This is a genomic window from Mesorhizobium escarrei (assembly GCF_935825525.1).
Taxonomy (GTDB): domain Bacteria; phylum Pseudomonadota; class Alphaproteobacteria; order Rhizobiales; family Rhizobiaceae; genus Mesorhizobium; species Mesorhizobium escarrei.
Genome location: NZ_CAKXZT010000118.1, coordinates 20,945 through 38,132 on the forward strand (window position 1 = coordinate 20,945; position 17,188 = coordinate 38,132).

Here is a 17,188-nt window from a genome sequence, read left to right on the forward strand (position 1 = left end):
CGTCGCGACGGCAGAACCTTGCGGAATGCTGGCGGGACAGGATCGCTACAGAGCGGCTTCCATATGCGTCAGACTAGCGCCGGCTGCGCAGTTCGGGATGTGCCTCGATCTCGCGGCGCAGCGAGGCCGCGGCACTCACATAGGGCTCCTGCCTGGCGACACTCCAATATTTGAGCTCATCGAGCGGGATGCTCTCGCCGGTGACCGCGCAGCGCACGAAGGCGCCGGGGCTGGTCACCTGGAAGTCGCCGTCCAGATAGCGGATACGGGCTTCCTTGCCGCCGGGGCCTTCAAAGCGGTTCATCATGACATGGAGCCAAGGTTCATGACGATGTCATCGCCACAAAACGCCGGCAAGGTCAAGCTTGGATCGAGACAGGATTGGCTTCAGTCGGCTTCGTTTCGGACGGCAGCCAGCCGAGCAGGCCGGCAAAGTGGATGCCCCGCATCTTACTGCTCGGCTGCGATGAAATCCTCGATCTTTTCCGCCGCCAGTCCGGCCTGGGCCGCGATGCGCCGGGCAAGCTCGGCTGCGGCGGCGCGCGGGCGCCCGATAGGCCGGTCGAGCCAGTAGGATATCGGGCTGAGGACGACGCGGTCGTCGGCGGCGATGATACGGCCAGACTTCAGTTGATCCTCGGTCATCGGCGGCCGCGCCAGCGCGATGCCGAGACCATGGGCTGCGGCGCCGAGCACCAGATTGTAGTCCTCGAAACGGCGGTCCTGCGGACGCGGGCGGTAATCGATGTCCTGTGCGGCAAACCAGGCACGCCAGGCCGAGGCGTCGGAATCGTTGATCAGCGGGAATTTGAGCAGCCGGGCAGGGTCGCCTCGGCCGATCTCGCGGGCGAGATCCGGCGAGGCGACCGGAAACACATGTTCCTCGAACAGCTGCACCGAGACGCGGCCGGGGATGCGGCCGCGGCCGCAGCGGATCGACAGATCGATGCCCTCGTCGGCAAGGTCCGCCTGGCGGATATCGACGTCGAGCACGATGCGCAGCCTGGACGGATTGTTTTCCAGCGCCGCCATGCGCGGCATCAGCCACAGCCCGCTGACCGAGGGGATCGAGGTCAGCCGCACCACGGCGGTGCCGCGCGGCTCGATCCAGCGGTCCGAATTGCTCGATATCAGCGCGAAGGCCTCAGTGGTGCGCAGATGCAGGCGGTTGCCTTCGATCGTCAGCGACACCCCACGCGCGCCGCGATCGAACACTTTCAGCCCGAGCCAATCCTCCAGCTTGGCGATCTGCCGGCTGACGGCGCCATGGGTGAGATTGAGTTTTTCGGCAGCGGCCGAAAAGCTGCCCGTTCGTGCCGCGGCGTCGAAGGCGCGCAGGGTTTCAAGCGGCAGCATCGCGTCTGAGCTGTGATCCATAGTCACAGCTGGCCCTCGATTTGGTCGTTTGTCAATCTATCAGGAAAGGCGTTTTGTGCCTTCTGGACAATATTAGGCACGAGGCTAAGAGATGAGCGCCTGTACCGGCACGTTGAATACGACACAGCGGATAGATACCACTGCGGCCATTGCGGTGGCGCTGACGGTGGTCGGCTGGGCCTCCGCCTTCCCGGCGATCCGCGCCGGCCTCGTCGCTTTCGGGCCGCTGGAACTTGGTGCGCTGCGCTTCGCCATCGCGGCGGTGCCGGCGGCGATTTTCCTCGCCGTCAAGCGGCCGGCGCTGCCCCGGCTCGATGAATTATGGCGCTTTGCCTTCGGCGGCGCCGTCTTCGTTGCGCTGTACACGGCAATGCTCAATTTCGGCGAGCTGACCGTTTCGGCGGGTGCTGCCGGATTCATCATCAATGTCAGCCCGATCTTCACCGCGATCATGGCGATGGCGCTGCTTGGCGAACGCTTCTCAGGCCTGGCCTGGGCCGGCACATTCCTGTCCTTCGCCGGCATCGGCATCATCGCCATGGGCGAAGGGCAAGGCTTGCATTTCAACAATGGCGCGCTGCTGATCCTCGGCTCGGCGCTGTGCTCGGCGGTCAACACCATCGTGCAAAAGCCGCTGTTTGCCCGCCATCATCCGCTGACCATTTCGGCCTCGAATATGGTGCTCGGCGCGCTCTGCCTGCTGCCTTTCCTGCCGAACGGCCTGGCGCAGGCGGCAGTTGCCGACAACGCCGGTCTCGGCGCCGTCATCTTTCTTGGCATCGTGCCAAGCCTCATCGCCTACGCTGCCTGGGCAACCGCGCTCTCCCGTTTGCCGGCGGCGCGTGCCTCGAACTTCCTCTATCTGGTTTCGCCGGTGGCGACACTGATCGGCTTCTTCTGGCTGGGCGAGGTACCGACGCTGCTGGGCATTCTTGGCGGCGCGCTGGCGCTCGGCGGCGTGATCGTGGTGAATTTGAAGCGGTGAATCAGAGGCTTGAAGGTTTGATTGAATCATAGAGATCTGTTTCGAACGGCTCTTTATGATTTCCCCTCTCCGGTTTGCTTCGCAAACCACCTCTCCCCACTTCGTGGGGCGAGGAACCCGAGTGTTTCCAACGTCGCGGCTTTGGCGATTAACGTTTCCTCGCCCCCACGACAGTGGGGGAGAGGTGGCCGCGGAGCGGCCGGAGAGGGGGCTTCGCCAGCGGACCTCGTAAGCCGCAGCCTTACCGCCGCCCGAACAGCCGCTCGATATCTGCGAGCTTCAGCTCGATATAGGTCGGGCGGCCATGGTTGCAGGTGCCGGAGCCCGGCGTCGCCTCCATCTGGCGCAGCAGCGCGTTCATCTCTTCCGGCTTGAGCAAGCGGCCGGAACGCACGGAGCCGTGGCAGGCCATGGTCGCGGCTATTTTGTCCAGCCGCTCTTTCAGCGTGTCGACGGTGTCGTTGTCGGCGATCTCGTCGGCAAGGTCGCGCACCAGCTGCTGGACATTGGTTTCGCCGAGCATCGACGGCGTCTCGCGCACCGCGACCGCACCCGGGCCGAAGCGTTCGACGGCGAGGCCGAAGCGGGCCAGCGTTTCGGAATGCAAGGCGAGCCGCTCTGCATCCTCTTCCGGCAGATCGACGATCTCGGGCAGCAACAGCATCTGCGACGGCACGGCGCGCGAATGCAATGCGTTCTTCAGTGCCTCGTAGACCAGCCGCTCATGCGCCGCATGCTGGTCGACGATGACAAGCGAATCCCTGGTCTGCGCGACGATGTAGTTCTCGTGTACCTGGGCGCGTGCGGCGCCCAGCGCCATGCCGAGCAGCGTCTCCGCCGTCTCAGTCTGTCCGGCGCGCGCGTCGGCGCTGTGCAGCGGTCCGGCGTCGAACGCCGCCTGATCGTTTTCGCCGAAGCCGCCATTTGCAAATCCTGCATCGTCAAGTCCCATCTCCAGCGGCCGCTGCGGCGAGCGGGCCGCGTCGAAACCGGCGAAGCCGGAGGCACGGTAGGCCGCCTCGTAGCTGCGATGCCCGTTGGCCGGCCCGGAATGCGCATAGGACGCCGCGCCCGGCCGGAATGCCGCCATCATGCCGGCCGCCCCTGATGTGGCGGCACGGATGCCGGCATTGGCCAGCGCCTCGCGAATGGCGCCGACTATCAGCCCGCGCACCAGCCCCGGATCGCGGAAGCGGACGTCGGCCTTGGCCGGGTGGACATTGACGTCGACGATGGCCGGATCGAGCGTCAGGAACAGCACCGTCACCGCATGGCGGTCGCGCGGCAGCACGTCGGCGAAGGCGCCGCGGATGGCGCCGGCAATCAGCTTGTCGCGCACCGGCCGGCCGTTGACATAGGCGTATTGCTGCAGCGCGTTGGCGCGGCTGAAGGATGGTATCGAAACGTGGCCGGCAAGATGCACACCATCGCGCATGGCGTCGATGGCGATCGCGTTGGCCGGAAAGTCGGCGCCCATCACTTGCGCGACGCGGCGCAGCCGGCCTTCCGGGCTGTCGTCGGTCGCCGGCAGTTCCAGCGTCGAGCGGTCGGAACCGGCCAGCGTGAAGCGCACGGCCGGGAAAGCGATCGCAATGCGCTTGATCACGTCGCTGGTCGCCGAGCTTTCGGCGCGCTCGCCCTTCATGAATTTGAGCCGCGCCGGCGTCGCGAAGAACAGGTCGCGCACCTCGACTGTGGTGCCGCGATTGGCGGCCGCCGGCTTGACGGCGGACACGCGCCCGCCCTCGATGCCGATCTCGGCGGCGCTGTCGCCGTTGGCCGCGCGCGAGCGGATCGACAGCCGCGCCACCGAGCCGATCGACGGCAGCGCTTCGCCGCGAAAGCCGAGCGAGCGGATGTCGTGAATGTCATCGGCGAGCTTCGAGGTGCAATGGCGTGCGATCGCCAGCGGCAGTTCCTTTTCCGGGATGCCCGAGCCGTCGTCGGTGACGCGGATCAGGTTCAGCCCGCCGCCGGCGGTGACGATCTCTATTCTGGCAGCGCCGGCGTCGAGTGCGTTCTCGACCAGTTCCTTGACCACGCTTGCCGGACGCTCGATGACTTCGCCGGCGGCGATCTGGTTGATCATCGTTTCGGAAAGCTGACGGATGGGCATGGGGGTAGTATACGCGGATTCGTGGGCGATGAGAGGCTGAAATGCATTGACCGCTAGCAAGGGCAGCCAAACTATAACCGTTGCGCTCCGTCCCACCCCCCTCTGGCCTGCCGGCCATCTCCCCCGCAAGGGGGGAGATCGGATGTAGCCTCGGCCTTCGCCAATCTCCAGCGGTTGAAGGCTTGTTGCGGAACGCGTGAACTGCCCATCTCCCCCCTTGCGGGGGAGATGGCCGGCAGGCCAGAGGGGGTACTGTTCCGCCACGACATAGAGATAGGAATATTGTTGAAGTGAATGGGCTTGGCCCCCAATTGACTTAGTGGAATTGGTCGGGCTAAGGCCAAAATCAAATTGCCGTTGGAGGCGACATTTGGACGACATCCTAGATTACTTAATGGTAAAATTCGGTCGATGGATACAGCGTCGAAAGGGTAGAATTGCGAAAATAGTGTGGTTCACAATCTGGACGGTTATTTCGATATCGCTTACGGTTTTTCTGGTTTACCTCCTGTATATACGAGATCTGACCATATAGCTTCTTGTTCTATCGTCGGGTCGTTCTCGAGGAAATCCACGCAGCTGAGCGTGCATTCAACTCATGAGCTTGGGCAGCGCTGCCGCCAGCGCATCGACGGCAAGACGCACTTTCATCGGCAAGTGAGGCGTCTGCAGCCAGAGCGCATAGGCGTCGTAAAGAAATTCCGGCTGGTCCGATAACAGCGGGACAAGTGCGCCGGCCTGAATGCGCTCACGGACCAGCCAGTATGGCAGCCAGGCAAGCCCCATGCCGGCTGCCGCAGCATCGGCGATCGCAGCGAGGTCGTCGAACCGCAACCGGCTGACCGGCATGACTTCCAGCGCAGGCTGGCCGTGGCGCGGGAACAACCACGGTTGAACGACACGGCCAGAACGGCGGTAGATGATGGTCTGGTGGCTGCCGAGATCCTCTATCTGCCGTGGCAACTTATGCATCTCGAGATAGGATGGCGACGCGCAGACGACCATGCGCTGGCGCGCGACGCGACGCGCCATCACGCCGGCCTGATCCTCCAGATTGCCGGTCCGGATGGCAAGATCGCAGCCATCCTCTGCAAGATCGGCGATGGGATCGCTGAACGACAGGTCGAGTTCCAGAGCGGGATATCGCTGCGCAAGCTCCAGCAGGATCGGGGCAACGCAGCGCCGGCCGAAGTGCACAGGCATGATGACGCGCAGCTTTCCGCGTGGTTCGGAAAGTTGATCGGCCGCGAGTGCATCCGCAGCTTCGGCTTCAGCCAGTACCATCCGGCAGCGCTCATAGTAGGCGCGCCCGAAGTCGGTCAGGCTCTGGCGGCGTGTGGTCCGGTTGATGAGGCGCACGCCCAGACGCTCCTCGAGAAACCGGACATGCTTGCCGACCATCGGTCCGGACAGGTCGAGAGCGGCAGCAGTCGCTGCGAACGAGCCGAGATCGACGGTTTTGACGAACACAGCCATGCTCGTAAGGCGATCCATATTCAAAACTCCTAGTTTCTACTGTCTTGCCCAAGCAATCATTTATCTGCCAGTCGGCCGCTGGCATAGCGTATTCGGTTCAAATATTTTGGAGTTATGACCGGATGACACATGTTGTTCGTTTTCATGAGCATGGTGGCCCCGAGGTTCTGCGCATCGAGAATCTCGATATTCCCGCGCTCGGTCAGGGCGAGATTCAGATCCGGGTCAAGGCATTGGGTCTCAACCGGGCCGAGGCGCTGCTGCGTTCGGGCACTTATATCCAGACGCCGCCGTTGCCTTCCGGTCTTGGCCTTGAGGCAGCGGGTGTCGTCGAAGCGGTCGGCGAAGCCGTGCACGGTTTTGCGCCAGGTGACGCCGTCAGCGTCGTGCCGCCATCATCGATGGCCCGCTGGCCTGCCTATGGTGAGATTGCCACATATCCCGCCGAGCTGGTGGTCAAACATCCGCCATCGCTCAGCTGGGAAGAGGCGGCAGCCGTCTGGATGCAATATCTCACCGCCTATGGCGCACTGATCGACATTGCCAAGCTCAGCAAGGAGGACTTTGTCGTCATTACCGCAGCATCGAGCAGTGTCGGACTTGCCGCGATCCAGATTGCCAACATCGTTGGTGCGACCGCGATCGCGGTCACGCGGACATCTGCCAAGCGAGAGGCCCTGCTCAAGTTCGGCGCGGCCCATGTCGTCGCTTCAGCGGACGAAGATCTGGAAGCCCGGCTGAAGGAAATCGCCAGTCCGGACAACATCCGAGTGGTGTTCGACGCTGTCGGCGGCCCGATTTTCGCGCCTCTGACGGCGGCGATGGCACGGGGTGGCATTCTCATCGAATATGGCGGCTTGAGCCCCGAGCCGACGCCGTTCCCGCTATTCGCTGTGCTGGCCAAGACGCTGACGCTGCGCGGCTATCTTGTCCACGAGATCACTGGCGATCCGGTGAAGTTGGAAGCTGCCAAGGCGTTCATCCTCGACGGATTGATGTCAGGCTCGCTAAAGCCGGCAATCGCCAAAACCTTTTCATTCGAGCAGATCGTCGAAGCGCATCGCTTTCTCGAGTCGAACGAGCAATTCGGCAAGATCGTCGTGTCGGTTGATTGAGCATTAATGGGAGCCTCATGCTTGCGCGGCCAGCCAGTCCCGCACCTTGCGAGCATTGTCGCTGAGCTCGCGGTTTCTCGACCAGATGACATGAAAGCCCTTGCCGGTCGTCATTGTGTGGCCGGTGACGCGCACCAGCAGTCCCGATGCCAGCAAGCGCTCGGCAAGGTGGCCCCAGCCGAGTGCAATGCCTTGCCCTTCCATGACCGCCTGGATCACCAGCGCATAATCGTTGATGCGCAATCCGCGCCCGGCATCTGTGATGTTGACCCCGGCCGACTGGAACCACTCGTCCCAGCTCGCGGCTTCACGAAACGGCTCTTCGAGATGGATGAGCCGGTGCGATGGCAAATCCTCGACGGTCTCCGGCAATCCGAACCGCGCCACGTAGCTCGCGCCAGCGACCGGGAATATTTCCTCATCGGCGAGCGGCAGCGAATGATAGTCCGGCCATCCCTGGGGTTCGCCGCCACGAACGCCGAGCGGGATGTCTTCGGCGATGATGTCGAGATCGCGGTCGGCGGTCTGGATGCGCAGGTCGATGCCCGGCAGTTCGTCGCGAAACTGCTGCAGGCGCGGCATCATCCAGAACGAGGCGAAGGCGGTCGAGGCAGCGAGCGTCACATGAGCGCCGACGGCGATCTGGCGCAGATCCTCCGCCGACTTGCGGATGTGCGACAGGCCGAGCGAGACGTCGGCGTGGAAACGCTCGCCGGCTTCGGTAAGACTGACCTGACGATGGCGGCGCTGGAAGAGTTTCGCGCCGAGCTGCTGTTCAAGCCCGCGGATTGCATAGGACACGGCAGCCTGCGTCATGCCGAGCTCCCGCCCGGCGGCGGTAAAGCTCGACAGCCGGCCGGCGGCCTCGAAAACGATCAGGCTGCCGGCCGAAGGCAGCAGACGGCGCAAGCTTCGCATAAGCTGAGCTTATACAAGTGATCAGGATTTTCCAGCGTCACAGCCATATTTCCTCTCGCTAGGCTGGCCGTCATTGGGAGGATAGAGTTGCCATGAACGCACCGGCCGCCGAAGTCACCGAACCCGCCAGCCGCCGAGGTGGCGGCCGCCTGGGCCGCAAGGCGCTGCGGGGAACTCCCATGGCGTCGTTTCCGACGCTGGTTCGCAACATACCCGCATACCAAATGGTCCCGGACGAGGCTGTCGAGCTGATCCACCAGGAGTCGCTCTCGATCCTCGAAGAGGTTGGCTGCGAGTTCCGCGACGACGAGGCCATAGCACTGTGGCAGGCCGCCGGAGCCGATGTCTCTGAGACGCGCGTTCGCATTGACCGCGCGCTCCTGATGGAGCTGGTCTCGAAAGTCCCGCCGGAGTTCACGCTCAATGCGCGCAACCCTGAGCGCTCGGTCCGCGTCGGCGGTAAGAATTCCATCTTCGTGCCGATGTATGGCGCGCCTTACGTGCGCGACCTCGACAACGTCAGGCGCTATGGCACGCTCGCCGACCTTCAGAATTTTCATAAGCTCGCTTACATGGCGCCGGCGCTGCACTCGTCGAGCTCGATCATCTGCGAGCCGATGGAAATAGCGGTGCCGAAGCGTCACCTCCACATCATTCATTCGGCGCTGAAGCATTCCGACAAGCCGTTCATGGGCATTGTGACATCAAAGGATCGCGCCGAAGACACGATGGCGATGGCGGGCATCGTGTTCGGCGAGGATTTTGTCCGTGACAACCCTGTGTTGGTCGCAATCACCAATTGCAACTCGCCACTGGTATGGGACGCCACCATGCTGGACGCGATGAAGGTCTATGCGCGTCACAACCAGCCGTTGATCCTTGCGCCGTTCGCGCTGTGCGGCGCCTCGACTTCGGCCTCGGCGGTGGGAGCGGTCGCGCAGGTCAATGCCGAAGCGCTGGCGGGCGTCGCCTTCACGCAGTTGCTGCGTCCGGGTTCACCGCAGATCTACGGACAGTTCATGGTTACGGTCGACATGAAGACCGGCGCGCCGATGGGCGGCACGCCCGAGGCCGCCCAGATGATGTATCTGATGGGAGCACTGGCGCGGAAATACCGGCTGCCCTGGCGCACCTCGGGCTTCCATGTCGGGTCGAAACTCAACGACGCCCAGGCGGGCTACGAGGCGAACATGCTGATGCATGCCGCCATCCTTGCCGGCGCCAACTACATCTGGCACTCCGCCGGATGGCTCGAGGCCGGCCTGACCTGCGGCTATTCAAAATTCGCCACGGACTGCGAACAGCTTGTCGGCTGGTACAAATATGCCGGCGGCCTGCCGTTCGACGATTTCAAGGAAGCGATGGCAGCGATCCGCGAGGTCGGGCCGCAGGGCCATTTCCTCGGCACCCAGCACACGCTCGAGCATTTCGAGTCCGCCTTCTTCATGCCCAGCATCATGGACTTCAATTCGTATGAACAGTGGAAGGCTGAAGGGGCAAAGGACCACGACACGCGCGGCCGCGAGAAAGCGCGCAACATGCTCGCGGATTATGAGGAGCCGAAGCTCGATGAGGGCATCGCCGATGGTCTCGAAGATTTGATCGCGCTGCGCGAGGAGAAGCTGCCGGACAGCGTTAGTTGATAGGACAGGCGCAGATCTGACGGGAACCAGACGGGAGGAAAAAATGGCAGTCTTCAGAAACAGCGGCGATCGCGTGCCGAGCGCCATCGAGGCGATGGCTAAAGAAGCCCGCTCAGGCCGGATGGACCGGCGCGAGTTTCTGGCGCTGGCAAGCGCGTTCGGGGCATCGACTGCCCTTGCCTACGGTATGATCGGTCTTGCGGTGCCGGGACGGGCTTTGGCCGAAGAGCCCAAGAAAGGCGGAACGCTGCGCGTATCGATGTCGGTAAAGGCGCAGAAGGATCCACGTACTTACGACTGGGTGGAGCTTGCCAACATTTCGCGCTGCTGGCTGGAGCCGCTTGTCCGCTACACCCGCGAATTCACTTTCGAGCCGGTCCTGCTCGAAAGCTGGGACGTCAACGACGACGCGACCGAATATGTGCTGCATCTGCGCAAGGGTGTCACCTGGAACAATGGCGATACCTTCAACGCCGACGACGTGGTCTACAATCTGACGCGCTGGTGCGAGAAGGATACCGCCGGCAATTCCATGGCCGCCCGCGTCGGTGCGCTGATCGACGCCAAAACCGGCAAGGCCAGGGACGGGGCGATCACCAAGGTCGACGACAACACGGTCAAGCTGACGCTGAACGAACCTGATATCTCGCTGATCCCGAACTTCACCGACTATCCAGCGCTCGTGGTCCACCGCAAATTCGATACCGATGGCGCCGATCCGCTCGCCAAGCCGATCGGCACCGGGCCCTTCGAGCTTGTGTCTTATTCGGTCGGCCAGAACGCGGTGGTCAAGCGTCGCGAGAATGGCAAATGGTGGGGCGGTGAAGCGCCGCTCGACAGCGTCGAATTCATCGACTACGGCACCGACTTCAACGCCTCGGTGAACGCATTCGAATCCGGCGAAATCGACGTCAATTTCGAGACGCCCGCCGACTTTATCGACATCCTCGACCAGATGGATCTGGTGAAATCGGAGGTCGCGACAGCGACGACGCTCGTTGCCCGCACCAACATCACGCACAAGCCTTATGATGACAAGCGGGTACGCAACGCCCTGCAAATGGCCGTCGACAACAATGCGGTGCTCGAACTTGGCTACGCCGGGCGCGGCACCCCAGGTGAAAACCACCATGTCAGCCCGATCCATCCGGAATATTTTCCGCTGCCCAAGAAGACACGCGATGCGGCCGGCGCCAAGAAGCTGATGGCGGAGGCCGGACAGGCCGATTTCGAGCATGAACTGATCACCGTCGAGGACGATTGGCAAAAGAACACTGGCGACGCGATTGCCGGCCAGCTGCGCGATGCCGGGATCAAGGTGAAGCGCACGGTGCTGCCGGGATCGACCTTCTGGAACGACTGGACGAAATACCCCTATTCCATGACTATCTGGTACATGCGCCCGCTCGGCGTTCAGGTGTTGGCGCTCGGCTATCGCACCGGCGAGGCCTGGAACGAAACGGCGTATTCGAATCCTGATTTCGACGCCAAGCTCAAGCAGGCCCTCTCACTCATCGACGTCGAGAAGCGCCGCGAGGTCATGAAGGACGTCGAGCAGATCCTGCAGGATTCGGGCGTCATCATTCAGCCGTTCTGGCAGAAGCTGTACAGCCATATGAACAAGAAGGTGAAGAACTACGCGGTCCACCAGACTTTCGAGATGGATCTCCAGAGCGTCTGGCTGGACGCCTGAGTTAAACGCCCAGGGGCGCCTGAGTTAACGCCTGGGATTTCATGGGCCGCAATAAAGCCGGGATGCAGGATTCGTGGTATTGAACGGTTCCCACCACGAAAGCCTGGAGATTATCGGATGAGACTGACTGTGCTTGCCGCCGCTCTCTCGATCGCAGCGCCTGCGGCCGCTCTGGCCGGGCCGGCCTCCAATGCGGTGAAGTTCTTCTACATGCCCGAGGTCAAGTTCGAGGCCGACGCGAAATACCGCGACCGTTTCACCGAGCCGGTGACAAAGCTGTTCGACCTCAACGACCGGGCGCAGAAGAACAAGCCGGACGAGGTGCCTTGCATCGACTTCGCCCCCGGTCTCGACGCGCAGGACTTTGACGAGAAGACACTCGCCAAGACGTTGAAGCTGTCCGAAGCAGTGGATGGCGACAGCGCCAACGTGACGGTGACCTTCAACCTTTTCCCGGAAGGCGATGAATCCAAACGCGAAATGGTCTGGTCGCTGAAGAAGGTCGACGGCAAGTGGAAGGTCGCCGACATCACCTCGAAGACCAGCGGCTGGACGCTGAGTGCGCTCGAATGCCTGGTTGGCCAGACTCCGGAGTGATGCCATGGCCCGCGCACTGGCCCTGGCGACTATGTGCCTGCTGGCCGCGGGTTTGAGCAGCATTGCAGGCCAGGGCCTGTTCGGCGCGCCGCTCTCAGCAGAATATGTACGGGCAGCGCCGGTGCAGCCAGGATCGCCGACGGCGGTGGTGAAACCGTTCTACGAGCATGTCGGGCTTGAGCTCGATCTGGCTCAGCGCAACCATTTCGTCGATCCCGCGAAGTCGGTGCTCGACAAAAGCGATGCGCTGCGGAAATCGGGGCAGGGCGAATGCCTCGATCCCAACATGGCGCTCGACAATGCGGCGTACGACAGGGCCGAGATCGACAACAGCCTGAAGACTGTTGAAGCGGTCAAAGGCGATGAGGCCAAGGTCATCGTCGCCTTTACCGTCGCCGGCAATCCGCACCGGCTGGAGTGGAAATTCAGGAAAGTCGACGGCGACTGGAAGGTAACAGACCTTCTGTCGGTGACCGGCGAATGGGCGCTCAGCCAATATCAGTGTGAGTGAGAAGGGACCGATGAAGATTACCAACATCCGCGTCACCCATGTCAATGTTCCGTTAGACGCCCCATTCTGGTGGACGGCTGGTCTCTATGGCGGCGCCTCGAAATCGATCATAGAAGTCGAGACGGACGAAGGCGTAGTCGGACTGGGCGAGGCGCCGTGGTGGCATTTCGGCGAGGTGATCAAGGCCGAGATCGCGCCGGCTCTGATCGGCGCCGATCCGCTCGACATCGCCGACTGCGAGGCGCGCTGCGTGCCGCCCTGGCAGATCACCGCCAACACCGGCGAGAATGCCACGTCCGTGGCGTTCGGCGCCGTCGAACTGGCGCTGTGGGACATCAGAGGCAAGGTCTTCGGCATGCAGCTCTACAAAGTCCTTGGCGGCGGCGTGCGCAAGGACATTCCGTTTTCTGAATATTTCTCGTTTCGCCCTGCGCAGGGCGGAGCGGGTGGCGAAATGACGTCCGAAGCGATCGTCGAGTACTGCCTGAAGATGCGGGAGGAACATGGCTCCACCATTTTCGAGGGCAAGCTGATCATGGGCGATCCCGAACTCGAGATCAGGACGGTGCGCATGCTGCGCGAGGCGCTTGGCGACAAGGCGCAGATCAGGCTCGATTCCAACATGCAGTGGTCGCTGACCACCGCGCGCTGGGTGCTGCGCGAGATCGAGCCGTTCAACATCCGCAATTATGAGGATCCGGTCGCGACCTTTGAGGAGATGGCGGCGCTGCGCCAGCACTCGCGCATTCCGTTTTCCACGCACATCCCGGATCTCAGACGAGCGGTCGCGCTCGGCGCGCCGGATTACTTCGTCTGCAATTTCGCAGCCCTCGGCGGACTGTCGAAAACCCTGAAATTCATCGCCGCCTGTGAGGCGATGGGCAAGGGGTTCTGGTGCTATTCGAACGATCTCGGCATCATGACATCGGCCTATCTGCACGTCGTGGCGGCGACGCCGTGGATCACCGAGGCATCGCAGTCGCTGTTTCGCTGGCAGATCGGCGACGTTATCAAGGACGGGCCGTTCCGGCAGACCGGCAACACCGTGCGTGTGCCGGAGGGCAACGGACTGGGCGTTGAGCTCGACCCCACTGCGATGAAGCACTGGGCGGCCCACTTCGCCGAACATGGGCCGATGGGCCATTTCAATGATCCGAACAATCCCGGCCGCTACCGGCGGCTGCCGCTCAGTTGATGCGACATACGTTCCATAGAAGCTCAGGCTCAGCCGCGTCCGCGATAGGGCGCGACACCGGTATCGGGCAGCCATGCGCCTTCCGGCGGCGCGCCGGTCTGCCAGAACACGTCGATCGGAATGCCGCCGCGCGGATACCAATAGCCGCCAATCCGCAACCACAGTGGTTTGGTCGCGGCGACGATGCGACGGCCGATCATGACGGTGCACTCTTCATGGAAGGCGCCATGGTTGCGAAACGAGGTCATGAACAGCTTCAGCGACTTCGATTCTACCAGCAGCGTGTCGGGTGCATAGTCGATGACGATGTGGGCGAAGTCCGGCTGACCGGTGACCGGGCAGAGCGAGGTGAATTCCGGGCAGGTGAAGCGAACGATGGCTGGCGGCCCGTCGCCGCGCGAAAACGGCACGGTTTCCAGGACTGCTGCTTCAGGGTTCTGTGGTGCCTCGACGTTTGTGCCGAGCTGGGTAAGGTTTTTCGTATCGGTCATGAGCGGGTTCCTTACTGCATGCCGCCCAAAAGCCAGCCCACGCCCCTGACCCTAGGGTGCGCAGCGGTTCTGTCATAACGACACGCGTGAAAAATTTGCCGCTCATTAGCACAATTTGAAACAGGAAGACGATGACCACCAGCGATCCGCTTCTCCAGCCCTATCAGCTCAAACATTTGACGCTGAAGAACCGGGTCATGTCGACCAGCCACGAGCCGGCCTATTCGGAGGAAGGTATGCCAAAAGAGCGTTACCGGCTCTACCACGCCGAAAAGGCCAAGGGCGGCATGGCGCTGACCATGACCGCCGGTTCGGCGATCGTCTCGCGCGACAGCCCGGCCGCCTTCGGCAATCTGCATGTTTACGACGACCGCATCGTGCCGTGGCTCACTGAACTCGCCGATGCCTGCCACGAGCATGACTGCAAGGTGATGATCCAGATCACCCATCTCGGTCGCCGTACCGGCTGGAACAAGGCCGACTGGCTGCCGGTGCTGTCCGCCTCGCCAGTGCGCGAGCCAGCGCACCGCGCTTTTCCGAAGACCATCGAGGACTGGGACATCGAGCGCATCGTTGCCGACTACGCGGCCGCCGCCCAGCGCTGCCAGGCCGCCGGCCTCGACGGCATCGAGTTCGAGGCTTACGGCCATCTGATGGACGGCTTTTGGTCGCCGGCCACCAACCAGCGCGACGACGATTTCGGCGGCTCGCTCGACAACCGCTTGCGCTTCACCGGCATGGTGCTCGACGCCGTGCGGGCGGCGGTCGGCGAAAAGTTCGTCGTCGGCATCCGCATGGTCGCCGACGAGGATTTTGAGAAGGGCCTTTCGAAACAGGAAGGCGTCGAGATCGCCAGACGGCTGGCCGGCTCCGGCAAGGTCGATTTCCTCAACATCATCCGCGGCTCGATCGAAACCGATGCCGCACTGACCAAGGTCATCCCGGTGACCGGCATGCGCTCATCGCCGCATCTCGATTTCGCCGGCGAGGTGAGGGCGGCGACGAAATTCCCGACCTTCCATGCGGCGCGGATTTCGGATGTCGCAACCGCGCGTCACGCCATCGCCACGGGCAAGCTCGACATGGTCGGCATGACCCGCGCCCACATCGCCGATCCGTATATCGTCCGCAAGGTGATGGAGGGCCGCGAGCACGAAATCCGCCCTTGCGTCGGCGCCACCTATTGCCTCGACCGCATCTATGAGGGTGGCGAGGCGCTGTGCATCCATAATGCGGCAACCGGCCGCGAGGCTGATATTCCGCACATCATCTCGAGAACCGAGGGACCGAAGCGAAACGTGGTCGTTGTCGGCGCTGGGCCCGGCGGTCTGGAAGCGGCGCGTGTCGCGGCCGAGCGTGGGCACCAGGTGACGGTGCTTGAAGCATCAAGCCAGGCCGGCGGCCAGGTGCGTCTGGCGACACAGAACCCGCGCCGCAAGGAACTGATCGGCATCATCGATTGGCGACTGGCCGAGTTCGACCGGCTCGGCGTCGAAATCCGCTATGACACCTGGGCGGAGAAGGACGATGTTCTGGCGCTGTCGCCCGACGTGGTGGTGGTCGCCACCGGCGGCCTGCCGCAGAACCCGCCGCTGGGAGCGGGCGACAATCTCGTCACGTCGAGCTGGGATATCATGGCCGGCAGCGTCAAGCCGGCTGAAAACGTGCTGCTCTACGACGACAATGGCGGCCATCAGGGCATGGGTGCGGCCGAGCTGATCGCCAATAGCGGTGCAAAGCTGGAGCTGGTTTCGCCCGAACGCTTCTTCGCCCCGGAAATGGGCGGCATGAACCACGTGCCCTATATGCGCGCCTTCCAGGAAAAAGGCGTCACCATCACCATCAACACGCGGCTGCGTTCGGTGCGGCGCGAGGGCAATCAACTGGTTGCGGAGGTCGGTTCAGACTTCGCTGACGGCTGGCGCGGCGAGCGGCGGGTCGATCAGGTGGTGGTCGAGCACGGCACGCTGCCGCTCGACGATCTCTATCTCGCACTGAAACCGCTGTCGAAGAACGGCGGCGCGGTCGATTACGAACGGCTGGTCAATGGTGGCGACATTTTCCCGGCGCGCAATTCGCAAGGCGGTTTCGTGCTCTTGCGCATCGGCGATGCGGTCGCCTCGCGCAACATTCACGCCGCAATCTATGACGGCATCAGGTTCGGCCTGCGGATCTGACGATCGTCACCGCTCGATTGGAGGCGCGAAGTCGAACTTCCGCAGGGAAGCCAGGCACGTCGGTCCAATCTGCGCGCCACGGGCGAATGTCGATTGATCCCAACTGCCGGACGTATTGTTTCAGTGGGCTCGCGATGCTATTTATGACCACAGTGGTCATAAAAGGGGCACAGCATGCGTGAAATTCAGTTGAAGGATGCCAAGGCTACGCTTTCGGCGGTGGTTGATCAGGCCGTGGCGGGAGAACCTGCCGTCATCACGCGTCACGGGCGCAAGCAGGCTGTGATCCTGTCTTTCGAAGACTACGAACGGCTGTCGCGGGTGCCTAGCTTCGGACAATTGCTGGCGGCGTTTCCCGGTGACAAAGGCGATATTCCCCCCCGTTCCCGTAAACAGGTTCGCAAGGTTGCGTTGTAACCCGGTCGATTGGTGCTGATGTTTCTGCTGGACACCAACATCATCTCGGCAATCGCTCCCGCCAAGAAGGCGGATCGGGCAGCGCTGGCAACATGGCTCGACAAAGCCAGCGATTACCTGTTCCTGTCCGTTGTCACTGTGTCCGAAATCGCTGCAGGGCTCGCCAAGGCCGAGCGCGAGGGTGCGACGACAAAGGCGGCTTTGCTACGCAACTGGTGGCAAGCGGTCGAGCACCTATATGGAGAGAGGGTTCTTCCCTTCGATTTGCGTGCCGCACATGCCGCCGGGTCCATCCTTGATCGGGCAAGGGCGCATCGACCAGGGTTCGAAGACATAGCGATCGCCGCTACGGCCGAGGTCCACGGTTTGACGATACTGACGGACAACGAGCGTCATTTTGCACCGCTCGGGGTGCCGATGCTCAATCCGCTGAAGAATTTGCCACCATTGCAGCACCCGGCGGCAGATCGGCCTTAG

16 protein-coding genes are annotated in these 17,188 nt (G+C 62.7%); 10 read left to right on the forward strand and 6 right to left on the reverse strand.

What is annotated here, in order from left to right:
• Positions 1–73 precede the first annotated feature (73 nt).
• Positions 74–307, reverse strand: coding sequence for a DUF2093 domain-containing protein (locus NMG80_RS11190; protein WP_027153867.1), 234 nt, complete (start codon positions 305–307; stop codon positions 74–76).
• Between the two features lie 143 nt (positions 308–450).
• Positions 451–1,356, reverse strand: coding sequence for a LysR substrate-binding domain-containing protein (locus tag NMG80_RS11195; RefSeq protein WP_436798587.1), 906 nt, complete (start codon positions 1,354–1,356; stop codon positions 451–453).
• Between the two features lie 112 nt (positions 1,357–1,468).
• Here NMG80_RS11195 and NMG80_RS11200 point away from each other — a divergent pair, with 112 nt between their 5' ends.
• Positions 1,469–2,362, forward strand: coding sequence for a DMT family transporter (locus NMG80_RS11200; protein ID WP_254018141.1), 894 nt, complete (start codon positions 1,469–1,471; stop codon positions 2,360–2,362).
• A gap of 241 nt (positions 2,363–2,603) precedes the next feature.
• Here NMG80_RS11200 and mutL read toward each other — a convergent pair whose 3' ends face one another.
• Both mutL and NMG80_RS11210 read right to left on the reverse strand, forming a co-directional pair.
• On the reverse strand, positions 2,604–4,478 hold the full coding sequence (mutL, locus tag NMG80_RS11205; RefSeq protein WP_254018142.1) for a DNA mismatch repair endonuclease MutL: 1,875 nt from the start codon (positions 4,476–4,478) through the stop codon (positions 2,604–2,606).
• A gap of 591 nt (positions 4,479–5,069) precedes the next feature.
• Positions 5,070–5,972, reverse strand: a complete 903-nt coding sequence (locus NMG80_RS11210) for a LysR family transcriptional regulator (RefSeq protein ID WP_254018143.1) — start codon at positions 5,970–5,972, stop codon at positions 5,070–5,072.
• Positions 5,973–6,076: 104 nt separating this feature from the next.
• Between NMG80_RS11210 and NMG80_RS11215 the strand changes: the two genes are divergently transcribed.
• Positions 6,077–7,069 carry a zinc-dependent alcohol dehydrogenase family protein gene (locus NMG80_RS11215; RefSeq protein WP_254018144.1) on the forward strand — a complete coding sequence of 331 codons (993 nt, stop codon included), beginning with the start codon at positions 6,077–6,079 and terminating at the stop codon, positions 7,067–7,069.
• Positions 7,070–7,084: 15 nt separating this feature from the next.
• On the opposite strand, the gene NMG80_RS11220 is transcribed toward NMG80_RS11215, so the two are convergent.
• Complete coding sequence (locus NMG80_RS11220; RefSeq protein WP_254018145.1) at positions 7,085–7,987, reverse strand: LysR substrate-binding domain-containing protein; 903 nt, start codon at positions 7,985–7,987, stop codon at positions 7,085–7,087.
• Positions 7,988–8,079: 92 nt separating this feature from the next.
• Between NMG80_RS11220 and NMG80_RS11225 the strand changes: the two genes are divergently transcribed.
• From NMG80_RS11225 to NMG80_RS11245, 5 genes are all read left to right on the forward strand, one after another.
• Positions 8,080–9,630: a trimethylamine methyltransferase family protein gene (locus tag NMG80_RS11225; protein WP_254018146.1), complete on the forward strand. Its 1,551-nt coding sequence runs from the start codon at positions 8,080–8,082 to the stop codon at positions 9,628–9,630.
• 43 nt (positions 9,631–9,673) lie between these two features.
• Complete coding sequence (locus NMG80_RS11230) at positions 9,674–11,323, forward strand: ABC transporter substrate-binding protein (protein WP_254018147.1); 1,650 nt, start codon at positions 9,674–9,676, stop codon at positions 11,321–11,323.
• Positions 11,324–11,440: 117 nt separating this feature from the next.
• A complete protein-coding gene (locus tag NMG80_RS11235) occupies positions 11,441–11,920 on the forward strand; it encodes a DUF3828 domain-containing protein (protein WP_254018148.1) in 480 nt (159 codons plus the stop codon).
• Positions 11,921–11,924: 4 nt separating this feature from the next.
• The gene (locus tag NMG80_RS11240) at positions 11,925–12,431 is read left to right on the forward strand and encodes a hypothetical protein (protein WP_254018149.1); all 507 of its coding nucleotides are present in this window, start codon (positions 11,925–11,927) and stop codon (positions 12,429–12,431) included.
• 10 nt (positions 12,432–12,441) lie between these two features.
• Positions 12,442–13,626, forward strand: a complete 1,185-nt coding sequence (locus NMG80_RS11245; RefSeq protein WP_254018150.1) for a mandelate racemase/muconate lactonizing enzyme family protein — start codon at positions 12,442–12,444, stop codon at positions 13,624–13,626.
• Positions 13,627–13,655: 29 nt separating this feature from the next.
• On the opposite strand, the gene queF is transcribed toward NMG80_RS11245, so the two are convergent.
• On the reverse strand, positions 13,656–14,117 hold the full coding sequence (gene queF, locus NMG80_RS11250; RefSeq protein WP_254018151.1) for a preQ(1) synthase: 462 nt from the start codon (positions 14,115–14,117) through the stop codon (positions 13,656–13,658).
• A gap of 131 nt (positions 14,118–14,248) precedes the next feature.
• Between queF and NMG80_RS11255 the strand changes: the two genes are divergently transcribed.
• The 3 genes from NMG80_RS11255 to NMG80_RS11265 all read left to right on the forward strand — a co-directional run bounded on the left by NMG80_RS11255 (position 14,249) and on the right by NMG80_RS11265 (position 17,188).
• Positions 14,249–16,294, forward strand: coding sequence for an oxidoreductase (locus tag NMG80_RS11255; protein WP_254018152.1), 2,046 nt, complete (start codon positions 14,249–14,251; stop codon positions 16,292–16,294).
• A 174-nt stretch (positions 16,295–16,468) separates the two neighbouring features.
• A complete protein-coding gene (locus NMG80_RS11260) occupies positions 16,469–16,711 on the forward strand; it encodes a type II toxin-antitoxin system Phd/YefM family antitoxin (RefSeq protein ID WP_254018153.1) in 243 nt (80 codons plus the stop codon).
• A gap of 18 nt (positions 16,712–16,729) precedes the next feature.
• On the forward strand, positions 16,730–17,188 hold the full coding sequence (locus NMG80_RS11265) for a type II toxin-antitoxin system VapC family toxin (protein WP_254018154.1): 459 nt from the start codon (positions 16,730–16,732) through the stop codon (positions 17,186–17,188).

Coding starts and splice junctions, on each gene's coding strand:
- NMG80_RS11190 (WP_027153867.1), bottom strand. CDS start 307: ATGATGAACCGCTTTGAAGGCCCCGGCGGCAAGGAAGCCCGTATCCGC.
- NMG80_RS11195 (WP_436798587.1), bottom strand. CDS start 1,356: ATGCTGCCGCTTGAAACCCTGCGCGCCTTCGACGCCGCGGCACGAACG.
- NMG80_RS11200 (WP_254018141.1), top strand. CDS start 1,469: ATGAGCGCCTGTACCGGCACGTTGAATACGACACAGCGGATAGATACC.
- mutL (WP_254018142.1), bottom strand. CDS start 4,478: ATGCCCATCCGTCAGCTTTCCGAAACGATGATCAACCAGATCGCCGCC.
- NMG80_RS11210 (WP_254018143.1), bottom strand. CDS start 5,972: ATGGATCGCCTTACGAGCATGGCTGTGTTCGTCAAAACCGTCGATCTC.
- NMG80_RS11215 (WP_254018144.1), top strand. CDS start 6,077: ATGACACATGTTGTTCGTTTTCATGAGCATGGTGGCCCCGAGGTTCTG.
- NMG80_RS11220 (WP_254018145.1), bottom strand. CDS start 7,987: ATGCGAAGCTTGCGCCGTCTGCTGCCTTCGGCCGGCAGCCTGATCGTT.
- NMG80_RS11225 (WP_254018146.1), top strand. CDS start 8,080: ATGAACGCACCGGCCGCCGAAGTCACCGAACCCGCCAGCCGCCGAGGT.
- NMG80_RS11230 (WP_254018147.1), top strand. CDS start 9,674: ATGGCAGTCTTCAGAAACAGCGGCGATCGCGTGCCGAGCGCCATCGAG.
- NMG80_RS11235 (WP_254018148.1), top strand. CDS start 11,441: ATGAGACTGACTGTGCTTGCCGCCGCTCTCTCGATCGCAGCGCCTGCG.
- NMG80_RS11240 (WP_254018149.1), top strand. CDS start 11,925: ATGGCCCGCGCACTGGCCCTGGCGACTATGTGCCTGCTGGCCGCGGGT.
- NMG80_RS11245 (WP_254018150.1), top strand. CDS start 12,442: ATGAAGATTACCAACATCCGCGTCACCCATGTCAATGTTCCGTTAGAC.
- queF (WP_254018151.1), bottom strand. CDS start 14,117: ATGACCGATACGAAAAACCTTACCCAGCTCGGCACAAACGTCGAGGCA.
- NMG80_RS11255 (WP_254018152.1), top strand. CDS start 14,249: ATGACCACCAGCGATCCGCTTCTCCAGCCCTATCAGCTCAAACATTTG.
- NMG80_RS11260 (WP_254018153.1), top strand. CDS start 16,469: ATGCGTGAAATTCAGTTGAAGGATGCCAAGGCTACGCTTTCGGCGGTG.
- NMG80_RS11265 (WP_254018154.1), top strand. CDS start 16,730: ATGTTTCTGCTGGACACCAACATCATCTCGGCAATCGCTCCCGCCAAG.